The following is a 15713-nucleotide window of genomic DNA, read 5'->3' as shown; positions in this document are numbered from 1 at the left end:
CATCCGCGCGCCGCTCATCGGCCGGCGGCCTTCACGGAACGCCGCATCCATCCGTATCCTACCATGGAACGAGACGCTCGCATCACCCGATAGGATGAAATTTCTGCGTCGCCCCCGACAGAAAATCCGGACCGGCTGCCCAGCAGCCGGTCCGGATTGGGCGCAAGCGTCACGCCCTGTTTTTCAGCGTCATCTTTTGAAGCAGATACATCGCCACGCCGACGCCGGCGCCGATCACGTCGGTCATCCAGCCAGGCTGGATCAGCAGCAGCGAAGCGGCGAAGATCACGGCGCGCTCGAACAGGTTCAGATTGCGCAGCCAGTAGCCCGCCGCCGCGAAGGACAGCAGCACGGTGCCGAGGATCGCCGTCACGACCGGCACGGTCGTGTTGGCGACGGAGGCGTTGATCATCAGCAGTTCGGGGCTGTAAACGAAGAAATAGGGAATCAAAAATCCGGCCACGGCCAGACGCAGGGCGGTAAAACCGGTGCGCATCGGGTTGGCTCCGGCGATGCCGGCGCCGGCGTAGGCCGCCAGCGCGACCGGCGGCGTCAGGTCGGCGATGATGCCGTAGTAGAAGATGAACATATGCGCCGCCAGCACGGGCACGCCGAACTTCTGAATGGCGGGCGCGGCCATCGAAGCCAGCACGATGTACTTGGCGGTCGTGGGCAGCCCCATGCCGAGCAAGATCGACGTGATCATGGTCAGCACCAGCGTGAAGAACAAATGCCCGCCCGCCAGCGAAACAATGCCGTTGGCAAGCTTCAGGCCGATGCCGGTCAGCGTCACGGAGCCGATCACGAGGCCGGCGCAGGCGCAGGCCGCGGCGACGCCGAGAGCGCTGCGGGCGCCTTCGTCGAAAGCGGCGATGATGTCGCTCAGCTTCATGCGCGTGTTCTTGCGGCACATGGCCACGGCCACCGTCCAGAGGATGCTGTAGAACGCGGCCTTCAGCGGCGTATAGCCTTTGATCAGCATGTAAACGATGACGAACAGCGGGATGAGCAGGTGCCCGCCGGCCAGGAAGATCTTCTTCGTGTTGGGCAGCTGCTCTTTGGGCAGCCCCCGCAGGCCGAGGCGCTTGGCTTCCATGTGGATCATGATGAACACGGCCATGTAATAGAGCAGGGCGGGAAGCACGGCGGCAATGGCGATCGTGATGTAGGGCACGCCGATGAAGTCGGACATGATAAAAGCCGCCGCCCCCATGATCGGGGGCATCAGCTGGCCGCCCGTGGACGACGCCGCTTCGACGGCGCCGGCAAAGTGCGGCAGGTAACCGATGCTCTTCATCAGCGGGATCGTGAACGTTCCCGTCGTCACCGTGTTGGCCACGGAACTGCCGGAAATGGTGCCGAAGAACGCCGACGAGATGACGGCCACTTTGGCCGGGCCGCCGGCCTGATGCCCGGCCGCGGCAAGGGCCAGATCGATGAAGAACTTGCCCAGCCCGGTCTTGTTCAGGAAAGCGCCAAACAGGATGAACATGAAGACGAAGGTCGAAGAAACGCCGACGGGCGAGCCAAGAATCCCTTCAGTGGTCAGGTACATGTGGTTGACGATGCGCGTCCAGCTGAAACCGCGGTGAGCGAGGAAGCCGGGCATGATCTTGCCGAAATGGGCGTAGAGCACGAAGACCAGGGCGACAAGCACGATCGGCAGCCCGACGATGCGGCGCGCCGCTTCGAACGTGAACAGGATCGCCAGAGCGCCGAAGATCAGGTCGAACGTCGTGGGCAGCCCGCCGCGGTACAGGATCGCCTCGTAATTGACGACAAGGTAGATCATCGTCGAACCGGCAAGAACGGCCAGCACCACGTCGAGCCAATGCATCGTCTTTCTGGAGAACGACGCGAACGAAGGATACAGCAGGAAAATCAGCACGAACGTGAAGAACACGTGCAGAGGACGCTGAATCTGCGCCGGCAGCACGCCGAAACCGGCCGTATAGAACTGGAACAGAGAAAAAACGATGCAGATGAGCTTGATCGCCTTGCCCCAGAAACCATCCGGGCGACGGTACCGCGATTCCGTATCGTACTTTTCGAGATTCTCCTGGACTGCGCTCTGGTCGCCGGCCACCGTGTCGGCATTCAGCTGCTTTTTCTCTTGCGGCAGCTCTGTCGCGCCTGACTCTTTCTTCATTTCATCCATATTCCCATACCCCCTTATACTCTACAACATGCTCCGACATTTAAACTTCAGCAGTTCGCACAGATTCCCTTCGTGGACCGTGAACGTCAGCGGCTTCCCCGGGGCGAACACCCACTGCTTCAGCCTGAATTCATCCTTCCCGACACACAGCGTGTGATCCGCCACGACCTTGCTGATGCGGTAGGTCACCGCGGGGAGCCTCAGATGAAAACCCCTGATGTGGTATGCGCCGTCCTCCACCGTGAACGTCTGGCCGTCCAGAGGCTCCGTCGGCAGCCCCGCGCCCATCATGTCATAAACCGTTTCGCGCAGGATGGAACAGCCCGGGGCGATCTCGTAGATCTCGTCCACCGGGCGCCGTGCCACCGAATGGATAAAACGCACCGTGTAGCGCTCTCCCAGTTTTACCGGACGCAGATAGACCACCGTCCCCCGTTCATCCGTCACGGTCAGATACTGCTGCCGCACACCATACAGGATCCCGCGGCAGCCATAAGCAGAAAGACGAAAAGAGACGCACGCCCCCGGGATTTTTTCATGTTCACGTCCTCTCCGCCGCACATCGCCGGCAGAATGAAAAGTCACGCTTTTTCCTGAAAAAACGGAAGGAGCCTCGCGACTCCTTCCGTTTGAGAAAGCTCCAAACTTCCGAGCCCCGCTTACTTGACCAGGCCGACTTCCTTGTAGTACTTCAGAGCGCCGGGGTGAATGTCAAGCGTCATGCCGTCAAGAGCGTGCTCAAGCGTCAGATTCTTGCCCTTGGCGTGCGCGTTGCCAAGCGCCTCGAGATTCTCGAAGATCGCCTTGGTGACGGCGTAGGCTTCGTCTTCCGACATGTCGCGGCGGGCCACAAGGCACGCCTGCACGGCGATAGTCTCGACATCGTGATCAAGCCCGCTGTACGTCCCCTTCTCGATCAGCGCGGGGGCGAAGAACGGATATTTGGCAATGATGTCGTCGCGAAGCTTGTCCTTGATCTCGAGGAAACGCAGAGGCTGCGTCGTGACGATCTCCTGAATGCCCGAGTTGGGAGCGCCGGTCGTGAAGGTGAAACCGTCGATCAGGCGATCCTTGAAGTGCGACGTGGCCTCGGCGTAGGACAGGAAGTGAGGCGTAAACCCTACGTAATTGGCGCCGTCAAACAGGCCGATCTCGCCGAAAATCTGGCGGGCGTTCGCTTCGTTGCCGGAGCCGGGCGCGCCGACGGAAATATTCTTGCCCTTGAAGTCCTCCAGCGACTTGATGGCGCTGTCGGCGTTGACGGCAACCTGAATGTGCTCGGGATAAATGCGGCAGATGCCGGTCACGTTCGCCAGCGGCGCCTTGAAGAACATCACGCCGCGCTTGGCGTAATCGGCAGTATCGTTCTGCACCAGAGCCAGGTCGATGTCGCCGGCGTTGAGCAGATTCAGATTCTCGACGGAAGCCCCCGTCGCCTGGGCTACGCAGGCAACCTTGCCGCCGGAATGGTCGGTGATGATCTGGGAGATGGCGCCGCCCAGAGGATAATAGGTCCCCGACGTGCCGCCCGTGCCCATGATGAACTGGCTGGCCGCAAAAGCCGTCGAAGCGGCAAAAAGCCCCGCGAGCGCAACTGCCAAAACTCTTGATTTCTTCATCCGTATCCCCTCCACAGAATAAGATATGAATCTTCAGAGAAATGAATCTTCCCCTTGGCATTATTATACATTTTTAACCCGGCTTTGAGAAGTCCCCGAACCAAAGTATACAATAGCAAACGTCCCTTGTATGAGAGACATTTCAAGCGGCGTTATGCGATTTCCTGTCGTGTTATTCCTCCCCGACGGCGCGTCGAGTTCCACATTTTACAGAACATTCCCCACGAGAATGTCAGCCTCTATAAAATCACGCGGTATTATATGCGTCGCGGCGTCTCCGCCACGACTCGCGAAACCGACGCCCGGAATATTCCCGGCGCGACGATGAAAGGACCTCGCCCGGACCGCCTCGCCCCATTGCTGCAAACCCTTTCGGCAGCAAAAAATCATGCTCCCCGGAAGACCCCGGCGCCGCCGCACACGCCAAAGCGCGGAGAACCGTCGGTTCTCCGCGCTTTGGCCATCGGTCAATATTCGGATCGTTTTTCCCCGCTAGAAGCCGACGGCCGCTCCCAAACGACGGCTGTCGGCGCCGCCGTTGAGGAACTTGTCGGTGCCCTTGGCGTTCCAGTTGAACATGATGCCCTGGGCGCCGCCGGTGTACAGCGGTTCCTGCAGCGAGATCTTGTAGCCCATCAGTTCGAGCGTGTCAAGAAGCGCTTTGTCGTAGCGATCGTTTTCGGTTCTCATTTCGTTGCCGCTCTGATTGTGGAAGCGCGCCGCCTCGATCGCCTCGTCCATCGTCATACCGTGATCGACGGCGTTCATGATGCACTGAGCTACGGCGGTGATGATGCGGGTCGCTCCGGGCGAACCGATGCTCATGAAAGGACGCCCTTCGGGATCGAGCACGATCGTGGGGCTCATGCAGGACAGAGGGCGCTTGCCGGGTTCGGGGGCGTTGACGCTTTCCGGATTGGAAGCGAAGTCGTCCATCTCGTCGTTGATCAGGAAACCGTACTCGGGCACGAACACCGAAGACCCCATGAAGAAATTGATCGTGTTGGTCGAAGTGACGACGTTGCCGAACTGATCGGCCACGGAGAAGCTGGAAGTCGAGAAACGCTCGTCTCCCATGCCGCCGAGGAAAGAAGTCTTCTCCGCCGTGTCGTACTTCCAGGGATCGCCCGCTTCCGGCTTGTCGACGATCGCGTCGGTGATCCTGCCGGCCTCCTCCTTGGCGTATTCCTTGGACTGCAGCCCCGCCAGCGGGACTTTGGCGTAAGCCGTGTCGGCCATGTACTTGCTGCGGTCGGCGAACATCATCTTCGTCGCCTCGCCGAAGACATGAACCTTCTTCGCGGACTTGAATCCCAGGTTCTTGACGTCGTAGTTTTCCATGATGTTGAGCAGCTGGACCACATGCGTGCCGCCGGACGACGCGGGAGGCACGGAATAAATCCGGTAGCCCCGATAGGTGCCGACGACGGGCTTGCGAACGTACATCTGATAACTGGCAAGATCCTCCATGGTCATCTTGCCGCCGCTACGCTCCACGGCCCTGCAAATGGCCTCGCCGATCTCGCCCTTGTAGAACACGTCGATCCCCTTCTCGGCGATCAGGCGGAACGTTTTGGCCAGCGCCGGCTGTTTCAGAAGCGTGCCGCCCTCGATGGGCAGTCCGACCTCGTCGAAGAAAGGCAGCGTGCCGGGTTCGTTGAACTGGTTCAGCGTCTCGAAATGGTCCTGAATGAATCCCTTCTGGGCCGGGTCGGTGACGAAACCTTCCTCGGCCAGACGGATGGCGGGTTCGGCAACCTGGGCAAAGGTCATGGTGCCGTAGTTCTCGAGCGCGTAGGTCATGCCCTTCAGCCAGCCGGGCACGCCGACGGACTTGCCGCCGTAGGCCGACCACTTTTCCTTCTTGGCCTGCTCGGACGCGAACATATCCTTGGTGGCCGAAGCGGGAGCCTGCTCGCGGTAATCGAGGCAGATCACGTCTTTCGTCTTTTCCGAATAGAAGGTCATAAATCCGCCGCCGCCGATACCGGAAGCGTTGAATTCCACGACGTTCAGCGCCAGAGCCGTGGCGACCGCCGCGTCGATAGCATTGCCGCCCTTCTGCAGGATCTCGACGCCGGCTTTGGCCGCCAGTTCGTGCGCCGCAGCCACCATGCCATGCTCGGCATAAACATCCTTAACCTCCGCGGCGCCGGCCCTGCATGCAGCAGCGGCGACCAGAGCCAATGCCAACGTTGCGCCCAACTTCTTCATACCATTCCCTCCTAGAATAATGTAGTCGCACTTGTTGACAGATTATTGAGTTGACAGATTATTGAACGGGACAATCTGCGATAATGTCAGCATGCAGTGTGAGCGTCGCCGTTTGTTTCCTTGGGGACATTTCCTCGTAAAGGAGAGTGGCGCCTCACCTCTTGCGGCAGTTCACGAATGAGCTGGATGTTGAGACCGAAGGTCTTCTCCGTCTGTCCAAGGAGGTTGTGAGCCGCAGGAAGCGTGAGAATTCACCTGCAAATACGTTGTGGTGAGGTGACTCATGTACTATCTTGGTATTGACATCGGGAAGAACAATCACGAAGCAGGGCTTATCAGGGAGGACGGCAGCCACGTCGGCAAGTCGCTGCGTTTCGCCAATGCTCGGGAGGGCTTTCAGCAGCTTCTGCTCTTTCTCGAACAGAGTCTTCCCGAGCGGGAGGCTTTCTGTATCGGCATGGAGGCGACCGGTCATTACTGGCTCGCGCTCTACTCCTTTCTGCGGGAGCAGGGTTTTGCTCTGCATGTGATCAACCCGATCCAATCCGACAGTCTGAGGAACTTCCACATCCGGAAGCAGAAAACGGATGCGGTCGACTGCTTTCTGGTGGCTGAGGTGATCCGTTTCGGCTCGTTCAGCGCAACTCATCTGGCTGATGAAGATATCATGGCGCTGCGCAATCTGGCCCGTTTCAGAGAGTCGCTCAAGGACTCCTGCGCCGACTACAAGCGACAGGTCGTCACCGTTCTGGATCAGGTGTTTCCGGAGTATGCTGCCTTGTTCTCCAACGTCTTTGGCGAGAGTTCAAAGGCATTTCTCAAGACGTACGGCACTCCGGAACAGGTGGTCGACGTGAACACGAAATCGCTGGCCGCTTTGCTCAGAAAAACCAGCCGGGGCCGGCACGGTACTGACAAAGCCCGTGAGCTCAAGTCTCTGGCGGCGCGTTCGGTCGGCCTGACTCTGTGTTCGGATGCCTTTGCCTTTCAAATCAGGATTCTCATCGAACAGATCGAATTCACGGAGAAGCAGATCGATGAGATCGACAAGAAGATCGCCCGGCAGCTGAGGAAGTTTAGCTCTGTCATCCTCACTGTCCCCGGCGTGGGGCCGGCGACGGGCGCCGTGATCCTCGGTGAGATCGGCGATATCAGTCGTTTCTCCAATCCCAAGAAACTCGTCGCCTTTGCCGGGATCGATCCGACTTCGTTTCAATCGGGGAACTATGTCGGCCAGCACAACCGCTTGTCCAAGAAAGGATCCCCCTACCTGAGACGAGCTGTCTGGATGTCGGCGCTGATAGCAGTCAGATGCGATCCTGTCTTCAAAGCGTTCTACGAAAAGAAGCGCGGTGAGGGGAAAGCGCATGGGACTGCATTGGGGGCTGTGTCGAGAAAACTGCTTTATACGATTTACGCTGTTCTGAAAGCCAACAAACCTTACGAGGTACGCCGCCAGGGCATAGAATGATCCTGTTCCCGCGGGGTTCCCTGCTCGTGTCGCTTCCGTGTGAGCTCGTTCGCGTGCTTGTTTTGTCTGAGTTCTGTCCAATATGCCGTTTTCAGGGGCGCTTTGGCTTTTTCACGCGGGCAACCGGCTAGAAATACTTCGGGCATGAGCTCGAATTTCCTACTTGACTTTTAATAGCTGGTCTCCTTTGTATTTTGAGGCTGCAAAGCGCTCCGCAGCCTTGAAACCCAACTCCATAAAACAACTACCTCGCCGGAGCCAGCCAGGCGCCGAGCCCTTTTTCGTTGATCTCTTCATACGAAGGGATGCCCTCCACGACGATTTCCTTGCCGGGGCGCACGTCGCCAAGCAGTTCGATGTACTTGCTCATGGCCGCGACGTGGCGAGCCGTCCTCAATTCAAGCGGCTGCCGATCCTCGTAGGGGATGAACAGCACGCCGAGCTTGGCGGCTTTCATGTAGGCCTTGTCGTGCCCCGAGAGCACCAGCGCCTCATCGGTGTGGCCGCGCAGACGCCCCTGCGCCGGATTGCCGGCTTCCATCAGGATCGGGATCACATTCGGGCAGTGATCTCCCCACTCGCGGTGGCTCAAACCGCGGAAGTTCACCGGCGAAGGTTCGAGCCGCATGGGAATGCCCATCATCTCGAGTTCCATCGTGACCATCGCGGCCAGCTCCATGGAATGTTCATGGGCGACCGTCGCATTGATGACGGGGTATTCCGGCGAAGCTTCATGAAGGTCGAACGCCAGATCGACGTTTTCCTTGTTCAGCAGTTCGACGATGGCGAGGCCGACCAGCTGCGTCAGGCCGTCGTTCCTCGTGCCGGGATAGGAGCGGTTCAGATTGCTGCGCGAGCCGCCATCGAGTTTCTGACCGGAAGGATAGTGGATATATACATCGGGCTCCGGCCACTGGTCGATTGGATTGGTGGCGCGCGAACCGTACTTGAACACCCGCGCCTTTCCTCCTTCCTGAGGAATGTGGAAGCGCTGGGGGGCCGCGTCTTGAGGCGAGTTGTGAGTGAACGCCGACATATTGGCGCAGGGCAGCACGATCAGACGCCCCTTCTTCACCTGCGCGCGCTCAAGGTACATGACGGCGCCCATATAGCCGGCAGGCTCGTTAGGATGCGTGCCGCCCATGACGAAGACCGTGCCGCCCTCCTCGGCCCCCTTCTGAATGTAAACGGGGGTGTCGCCGTGAGTCCCCTTCAAGGCGGGTTCCCATTCGGACAGCGCATGCCGCTCGAAGCCCGGCGCCGGATACAAGACATCCGGCTTCCACATGGACATGAACGACTGCGCCGTCAGCCAGCAGATCAGTCCGACCAGAGCGCACAGCACGACAGCCGTGAGAGGACTGCCTTTGACCTTATAGCTCTCTTCCATCGCGCCGGCCTCCTTACTTGATCATGAGCAGACGGAGGACCAGCGGTATAAGCACCATCGCGCCGGTGACCTGCTTCCAGAACGAGCGCTCTTTGAACATGCAGCGCAGCACGAAGAGCAGCACGAAGAGCACGATCCCTCGGTAGATTAGCGTCATCAGGCTCTCCCTCCCTACTTGAGCAAAGCAGCGATATCGTTGCTGTAGACGATGATCAGAATGCCCCAGACGTCGAGGATAAAGCTCGGCCAGAGACACTTTTTGAGGATCTTGAAATAGTTCTCCTCCTCGACCACCTGCGCGGCGAAAATACCGGCCAGCGCCGTCGGCGGCATCAGATCGCCCAGCGCAGCCACAAGGCTGAGCGCCGCCGCGACGACGACCGAATCCTTGCTGAGCATGGCCAGCAGGCAGGGAACGCCGAGCACCGAAGAGGAACCGAAGGACGAGACCGCTCCGAACAGCGGGATGATCAGCGCGATGCCGAGATAGAGCGTCCAGCTCGGCAGGCTCAGCGTCGAGACGACAATAAAGCCTTGCACGCCGATCAGCGTCATGATCTGGATGAACATGCCCACGCCCATGAGGATGCCGAGCATGGGCAGACAGTCGTTGACCGCCTCGGTAACCGTGTCGACGAAGTTCCATTTCACTCCCGCGAAGAATCCCGCCGCCGTGGAAACGAGGAAGATCAGCGGCATGCCAAGCCCCGGCCAGACGGAAGCCAGCGCCTGCTCGACGACAAACAGCGCAACCAGCACGATCACGGGCAGAGCGAGGCGGAAACCGAGCTTCTCGCGTTCCATCGTTTTCAGGTGCTCTTCAAGGGCCTGCGTGTCTTCGCTTTTACGGATCGCGGGATAGATCATCGTCAGCGCGTAGACGACCGCCAGCGGCATCGTGCAGACCAGCAGCGGCAGCGCGAACCCCACGTAAGGGATATCGACGCCGGCGCAAATGATCATCGCGGGGATACTGATCGGCGGCGCGATCATGCCCAGCAGGGCAGCCATGGAAATGATCGCGCCCGTCTTGACCTTGTCGACTCCCAGCGCCCTCAGCACCGGCGCGACCAGCGCTCCCGTGGTCAGCACGGAAGCCGTGGAAGATCCGGTGATCATGCCGGGCACCATGACGATCAGCATCAGGCCGATGCTGAGCAGCGCCGGGAAACGGCGGAACCTGCGAATCAGCCATGCCGACAGCGCGTCAAGCAGGCCGATCCTGAGGATGACCTTCATGAAGATCATGGCCGTGGCGATCACAAGGATCGTGTTCAGATAGCCGAACTGGCCTTCCACAAAATGACGGAGCGGGAACCCCTCGCCGCCAACCAGCGCGCCCACGATCGCGGCCAGGGCCATGGCCACGGCGATAGGCAGCTTCCAGCGGAAAGCGCCAAAAGCAAAAACTGCGATCATGAGGAAGGTATAAAAACCTTCCGGCCAGAACCACTCCATGGGCGCGCCTTACCGGCCCGCGTCCCAGTCGGCGAGGATCTTCCCCAGCGGCTCCTTTGTTCCCTTCACGTTGGGAGCGGTCTGGATGACGATCTTCCTTTCGTCGGCGTACTTGTCGAACACCCCGTCGGAGTTGCCGCCGTCGACGACGATCATGCCGTCGGCGTAAGGAGCCGCCGCGTTGATGAACAGGTCGGACAGAGTGCCGCGGCGTCCCTCGCCGCCCACGTGCATGATCAGGACCTTCACGCCCTTCTTTGCGGCCGCGTCCAGCAGGGCCTTCGCACGCGCCACTTCTTCTTCCTTGTCGATGCCCGCCGCGCCAAGCCCCTTGGAACTGCCGCCGACGACGGCGACCAGTACCTTTTGGTTCTGCAGCGCTTCGGGCCTCATCAGCGCATCATAATCGGGAACCACCTTCAGGGCGCGCATAACCACTTTCACCATCATCGCATCGGGTCCCTGGCCGATCGAGGTCAGGGCCACGTCGGCGGCGCAAGCGGCCGTCGCCAGGGTAAACACGGCGATCATCGCGGAAACAACTCTTCTCATCTTCACAAAAACCAGCCTCCTCTGATTTGGCCGTCGGGAACGGCGGCGCTCGACAATCGTTGCGGCGGCGCGTTTGGGCGCCGCCAGGAATGCCCCCTGCGCCGTCGAGAGCGCGGAGGGCTTTTTTGCCCTCTGTCTAAAGCGGCTGAGCGGCCGCGACGGTGTTGATCGCGCGCGGCTCCTTCAGGCCGAAGCGCCGCGCCGCTTCGGCGTACTGTGCCGCGTCTCCGGACGTGTTCAGCTCCAGGCTGCCGGAGCCGGCGTCGTTGAGCAGCCCCTGCGATTCGAGAAAACGCTTCACCGCCAGCGCCTGCTCATGAGCGGGATCGATCAGCGTCAGCTGCGGATAAAGACGGTTCAGATACCCGGAAACCAGCGGATAGTGAGTGCAGCCCAGGATCAGGTGCCGGATCGGCGCTTGGGCCAACAGCGGTTCCACCGCCGCGCGCAGCTCGGGATCGATCGATTCGGGACGAAGGTCACCGCCGTCGATCAGGCGCGCCAGATTGGGACAGCCTTGGGCGTAGACCTTCATCTCCGGCCGGACGGCGTTGATGAGGCGATGGTACGCCCCCGACCGCGCCGTGAAGACGGTCCCGATCACGCCGACGCAATCGGCGTCCAGCGTCGCCACGGAAGCGGCGCCCGCTTCGATGACGCTGAAAATCTTGAACGGATAATCGTCGCGGTACCGGTCGATCAGCGAAGAAATCGTGTTGCAGGCCACGGCCGCCGCCTTGACGCCGCGCCGCTCCAAAAACGCGAGGATCTGGCGCGTCAGATGCAGGATCTCCTCGCCCGATCTGTTGCCGTAAGGCATGTTGGCGCTGTCGCCGTAATAGAGCACATCTTCTCCCGGCAGGACTTTTTGTATTTCCTTGACGACGGAAAAGCCCCCCACTCCGGAATCGAAAACGCCCACGGGACTCAGCTTATCCATAGGACTCCCCTCTTTATCTGAATTTTGGACCTTGCCTGACAGTATTCTAGCACAAAAAAACGGCCGGACATGCGCGTCCGGCCGAACGTTTTTCGTTAAATGCATTGCAGCGGATCCCCGCCGTTAAAATCCCGGCGCCCGGCCGCTGCAAGCCGTTTTACCGCAGCAGTCCCCTCAGCTCGGCCGTTTTGCGCCCGAACACGGCCAGCGCCCGCTCCACCGGCTCGGACGTGCTCATATCGACGCCGGCGTCGCGCAGCAGGCTGATCGGGTCTTTCGAGCAGCCGCCCCGCAGCAGATTCAGATAAGCGTCGCGCTCGGCGCGCCCGCCGGCGAGGATGCGGTCAACCAGCGCCAGCGCCGCCGCAAGGCTGGTGGCGTACTGATAAACGTAAAAGGCGTTGTAAAAGTGCGGGATGCGCGACCACTCCGCGGCCAGGTCGGGATTGGCGCCGACTTCTTCGCCATAGTAGCGCGTGTACAGCTCGCTCCACATACGGTTCAGCAGCTCCGGCGTCAGGGGCTCGCCCTTTTCGGCCAGAGCGTGCGCGTCGCGTTCGAACTCGGCGAACAGCGTCTGGCGGTAGATGGTCAGGCGGATCAGCTCGAGCTGCTGGCTCAGCAGAAAGATTTTCTCGTCGCGGTCGTCCGTGTTCCCCAGCAGATGCTCCGCCAGCAGCGTCTCGTTGACCGTGCTGGCCACCTCGGCGACGAACAGCGTGTAGCCGGCGTAGACCTGCGGCTGGGCGGCGTTGGACATCCACGTGTGGATGGAGTGCCCGCCCTCGTGGGCCAGCGTCGAGACGTCGCTGAACGTGCCGCCGTAGTTGAGCAGCATGTAGGGATGCACGCCCCAGCAGCCCCACGAATAAGCGCCGCTGCGCTTGCCGCGGTTCTCGTACACGTCGATCCAGCGCTCGCTGAAAGCGCGCCGCATGGCCCGCGCGTACTCCTCGCCAAGAGGCGCAACGGCTTCGAGCACCAGCTTCTGCGCCGTCTCGTAGCTGAACGTCCGCTTGAGTTCCTTCGTGAAAGGGGCGTACAAATCCCACGGCTCCATGCGTTCCACGCCGAGGGCTTTTTTCTTCAGCGCCACGTATTCGTGCAGCGCCGGCAGTTTTCCGTTCACCGCCGCGACCAGGCCGTCGTAGACGGACACGGGGATCTCGTTGCCGTACAGCGACGCTTCCAGCGCCGAACCGTAGCGGCGCAGGCGCGCGAAGGTGACGTCTTTCCTGACGCTGGCCGCATAGGCCGCGCCCAGCGTGTTGCGGAACTTCGCAAACGTCCGGTGGATGCCCTCGAACGCTTCGCGGCGCACGCGGCGTTTCGGCGAGGAGATGTAGCGGCCGTAGCTTTCCTGCGTCAGCGGCCGCTTTTCGCCCTTTTCGTCGGCGATCTCGCCGAACTGCATGTCCGCGTCGGCGAGCATCGAAAAGATCTCGTCGGGGGCCCCGGCCAGCTCGCCCATCGCCGCCATGACGGCTTCCTGCTCGGCGGAAAGGACGTGCTTCTTCTCGCGCAGGATGCGCCGCAGCATCAGGCGGTACAGCTCCAGCTTCGGCTCCCGCGCCAGAAAGGCGCCGATCTTCGCCTCGTCGGCGCTGAGGATCTCCGGAGACAGGAACGCCGACGCCTCCGCCGCCCGAACGCTCAGCTGCGTGGCGCGCGCCGCCAGCGCCTTCGGCCCTTCCGCCGCCGTGTCCTCGTGGCTGCGCATCACCGCGTAGCTGTACAGCCGCCCCAGCAGGTAATCCAGCCGCTCGTCCAGCGTGATCGCCTTCAGCAGCGACGCGGCCGAGTCCATCACGCGCCCCCGGCAGGCCGCCAGTTCCGCCGCCGTCGCTTCCGCTTCCTTCGCCTCCGCTTCCCACTGCGCCGGCGCGGCGTAAATGTCTTCCAGCTTCCAGCGCGCCGCCTCGGGCACCTCCGCGCGCGTTTCGTACAGCGGCGCCGCGTAGCCCGCGTCGCCGGCGACGCCCGATGCCTTCGTTTCGTTCTCCGTCATTTCGCAACTCCCTTTCTCATCTTCTCCGACGCTCAAAAACCGGGAATGAAAAACAGCTTACGATCGTGCAGGCTGATGCGGTAGATCCGCCCCGAGGGACGGTCCCAGGCGTAAAATCCGTTGCCCGCCGGGATGCCCGCGCCGTCGAGGAACTGCATGTCCCCGCCGCGCGCGGTGGAATCGGTGACCGTGCCGCGCACCGGGCGGGCGATCGGCAGACGCCCCACCACCCGGCGCGGCCGCCAGTTCCCGCGCAGCCCCGTGCGCGCCACGATATCCGCCACAGCCTCGGCCACCGGCGCCGGACAGACGCCGAGAAAGTCGTAACGCCCGTGCGGCGAGCGCGCGAAATCGCGCAGCAGCCCGGCCGCCAGCCATTCGCCGCCTTCACGGCGCGGCAGTTCAATCAGCGCTGCATAGAGCGCGTCGATCACCATGAACGCCCGCGGCGTTTCCGACGGCAGCTCGAAAGAGCCGACCTCGTCCCAGCGGCTCGGATCGCCGCCCGGCACGTGGGCGCGCAGGACGCTCCACGCCGCCTGCAGCCGCTGCGCCCCCTCGCCCCGGACGCAGCGCCGCCACAGCGAGTACAAAGAGCCCTCGAGAATCTGACCGTCGAGCGTCCGGCGCAGCTCCGCCGCTTTCGCCTCGCCCGCCGCGCGGGCCTCCTGCGCCGCCGTCAGCCGCTGCCAGCGGGCGTCGATTTCCGCTTTCGTCAGCGCCGCGGCCGAAGCCGGGACGGCACATATCCAAAACGCTGCGACAAGACATTTTATGCGATTCATTCTGCTTCATCTCCTTAAAACATTTCAACGTAACGTTTCGCCTTTCCACCGTCGGAGCTTTTTCATTATAACTCATGGGCACGGCGCTTGCGCGCACTCTTTTTCGGCGTTATACTTTCTCCGCAAGATTATTTATTCTTTCGGGAGGAATTATCAGATGTGCAATGAAGAAACCATGGGCCTGCTGGCCGGCATCGCCGCGCGCCGGTCCTGCCGCGCCTTCGAAAACACGCCGCCGGGGCCGGAGCTGCTCGCGTCGGTGCTGAAATACGCCACGTTCTCGCCCTCGGCCAAAAACGCCCAGCCGTGGGAAGTCTACGTCGTCGCCGGAGAACGCCTCGACGCCCTGCGCGCGAAGATGGACGAAGCCTTTCGTCAGGGCCGGGGCGTGCCCATGCACGCCGGGCGGGAAATGCCCGCGTGGCAGGCCCGCGCCCGCGAACTGAGCGGCGCCCTGGCGCCCGTTCTCGAGCGCCAGGGCTGGGAGCCGAAAAGCTTCATCGGCCGCTGCCTGCGCTTCTTCGACGCGCCGGCCGCCGCCATCGTCTGCATGGACGGCGAGCCCAGCCCCCTGCATCTCCTCGACATCGGCATGTTCACGCAGACCCTGTGCTTGTCCGCCGCCGGCCACGGCCTTGCCAGCTGCATCATCGCCTACACGCTGATCGTCGAGCCGGCCATCCGCGAGTTCCTGCGCCTGCCCGCCGAGCGCCGCGTCATGATCACCGTGGCGCTCGGCTTCCCCGCCAAAGACCAGCCCATGGCCCAGTTCAGATCCGGGCGCGCCGGAGCCGGCGAGAACGTGCACTTCGTCCGATCCTGACATTCGACGCCAGAGGCCCGGCGGTCGCGTGACCGCCGGGCCTCTGGCGTTGAATACCAATATCAGTGGCGCGGCTGCTCTTCGGCGGGGAGGTCGGGGCGGACGACCAGCGTCACGTTGTTCTCGCGGGAAAACCGGGCCAGCATGGCGTCGAAACGCTCCTTCACTTCCGCCGGCACGTCAACTTTCATGGTCTCCATAGGCATCGCTCCTCCGTTAATAGTTTATCATGATAAAGCATTAACCGACAGTTGGATGATACCACAAAGGACAAAAAAAGCAAGAGGGAGAAAAA

The 15713-nt window shown here is 61.5% G+C and carries 14 protein-coding genes; 2 read left to right on the top strand and 12 right to left on the bottom strand.

The features are described from left to right. Positions 1-169 precede the first annotated feature (169 nt). From RAH42_RS04645 to ggt, 4 genes are all read right to left on the bottom strand, one after another. On the bottom strand, positions 170-2158 hold the full coding sequence (locus RAH42_RS04645; protein ID WP_078016175.1) for a TRAP transporter permease: 1989 nt from the start codon (positions 2156-2158) through the stop codon (positions 170-172). Between the two features lie 21 nt (positions 2159-2179). Further along, a complete protein-coding gene (locus RAH42_RS04640; protein WP_317540044.1) occupies positions 2180-2605 on the bottom strand; it encodes a DUF1850 domain-containing protein in 426 nt (141 codons plus the stop codon). 212 nt (positions 2606-2817) lie between these two features. Beyond that, on the bottom strand, positions 2818-3777 hold the full coding sequence (locus tag RAH42_RS04635) for a TAXI family TRAP transporter solute-binding subunit (RefSeq protein WP_078016173.1): 960 nt from the start codon (positions 3775-3777) through the stop codon (positions 2818-2820). 492 nt (positions 3778-4269) lie between these two features. Further along, the gene (gene ggt, locus RAH42_RS04630; RefSeq protein ID WP_317540043.1) at positions 4270-5991 is read right to left on the bottom strand and encodes a gamma-glutamyltransferase; all 1722 of its coding nucleotides are present in this window, start codon (positions 5989-5991) and stop codon (positions 4270-4272) included. 283 nt (positions 5992-6274) lie between these two features. Between ggt and RAH42_RS04625 the strand changes: the two genes are divergently transcribed. Beyond that, positions 6275-7462: an IS110 family transposase gene (locus RAH42_RS04625; protein WP_317540042.1), complete on the top strand. Its 1188-nt coding sequence runs from the start codon at positions 6275-6277 to the stop codon at positions 7460-7462. Positions 7463-7706: 244 nt separating this feature from the next. On the opposite strand, the gene RAH42_RS04620 is transcribed toward RAH42_RS04625, so the two are convergent. The 7 genes from RAH42_RS04620 to RAH42_RS04590 all read right to left on the bottom strand — a co-directional run bounded on the left by RAH42_RS04620 (position 7707) and on the right by RAH42_RS04590 (position 14595). Next, complete coding sequence (locus RAH42_RS04620) at positions 7707-8852, bottom strand: succinylglutamate desuccinylase/aspartoacylase family protein (protein WP_078016171.1); 1146 nt, start codon at positions 8850-8852, stop codon at positions 7707-7709. Positions 8853-8865: 13 nt separating this feature from the next. Continuing rightward, on the bottom strand, positions 8866-9009 hold the full coding sequence (locus RAH42_RS04615; RefSeq protein WP_168170033.1) for a hypothetical protein: 144 nt from the start codon (positions 9007-9009) through the stop codon (positions 8866-8868). 14 nt (positions 9010-9023) lie between these two features. Further along, positions 9024-10310 carry an SLC13 family permease gene (locus RAH42_RS04610; protein ID WP_317540041.1) on the bottom strand — a complete coding sequence of 429 codons (1287 nt, stop codon included), beginning with the start codon at positions 10308-10310 and terminating at the stop codon, positions 9024-9026. Positions 10311-10319: 9 nt separating this feature from the next. Continuing rightward, on the bottom strand, positions 10320-10862 hold the full coding sequence (locus RAH42_RS04605) for a DUF6305 family protein (RefSeq protein WP_317540246.1): 543 nt from the start codon (positions 10860-10862) through the stop codon (positions 10320-10322). A gap of 136 nt (positions 10863-10998) precedes the next feature. Then, a complete protein-coding gene (gene murI / locus RAH42_RS04600; protein WP_009164805.1) occupies positions 10999-11802 on the bottom strand; it encodes a glutamate racemase in 804 nt (267 codons plus the stop codon). A gap of 157 nt (positions 11803-11959) precedes the next feature. Further along, positions 11960-13810, bottom strand: a complete 1851-nt coding sequence (gene pepF / locus RAH42_RS04595; protein ID WP_317540040.1) for an oligoendopeptidase F — start codon at positions 13808-13810, stop codon at positions 11960-11962. Positions 13811-13842: 32 nt separating this feature from the next. Continuing rightward, positions 13843-14595, bottom strand: coding sequence for a hypothetical protein (locus RAH42_RS04590; protein ID WP_317540039.1), 753 nt, complete (start codon positions 14593-14595; stop codon positions 13843-13845). A gap of 157 nt (positions 14596-14752) precedes the next feature. Here RAH42_RS04590 and RAH42_RS04585 point away from each other — a divergent pair, with 157 nt between their 5' ends. Next, on the top strand, positions 14753-15418 hold the full coding sequence (locus RAH42_RS04585; protein ID WP_317540038.1) for a nitroreductase: 666 nt from the start codon (positions 14753-14755) through the stop codon (positions 15416-15418). A 62-nt stretch (positions 15419-15480) separates the two neighbouring features. Here RAH42_RS04585 and RAH42_RS04580 read toward each other — a convergent pair whose 3' ends face one another. After that, positions 15481-15618 carry a hypothetical protein gene (locus RAH42_RS04580; RefSeq protein WP_154528004.1) on the bottom strand — a complete coding sequence of 46 codons (138 nt, stop codon included), beginning with the start codon at positions 15616-15618 and terminating at the stop codon, positions 15481-15483. Between the last annotated feature and the right edge of the window lie 95 nt (positions 15619-15713).

The organism is Pyramidobacter sp. YE332, assembly GCF_033060595.1.
Classification (GTDB): Bacteria; Synergistota; Synergistia; order Synergistales; family Dethiosulfovibrionaceae; genus Pyramidobacter.
This window is presented reverse-complemented; position numbering and strand designations above follow the sequence as displayed.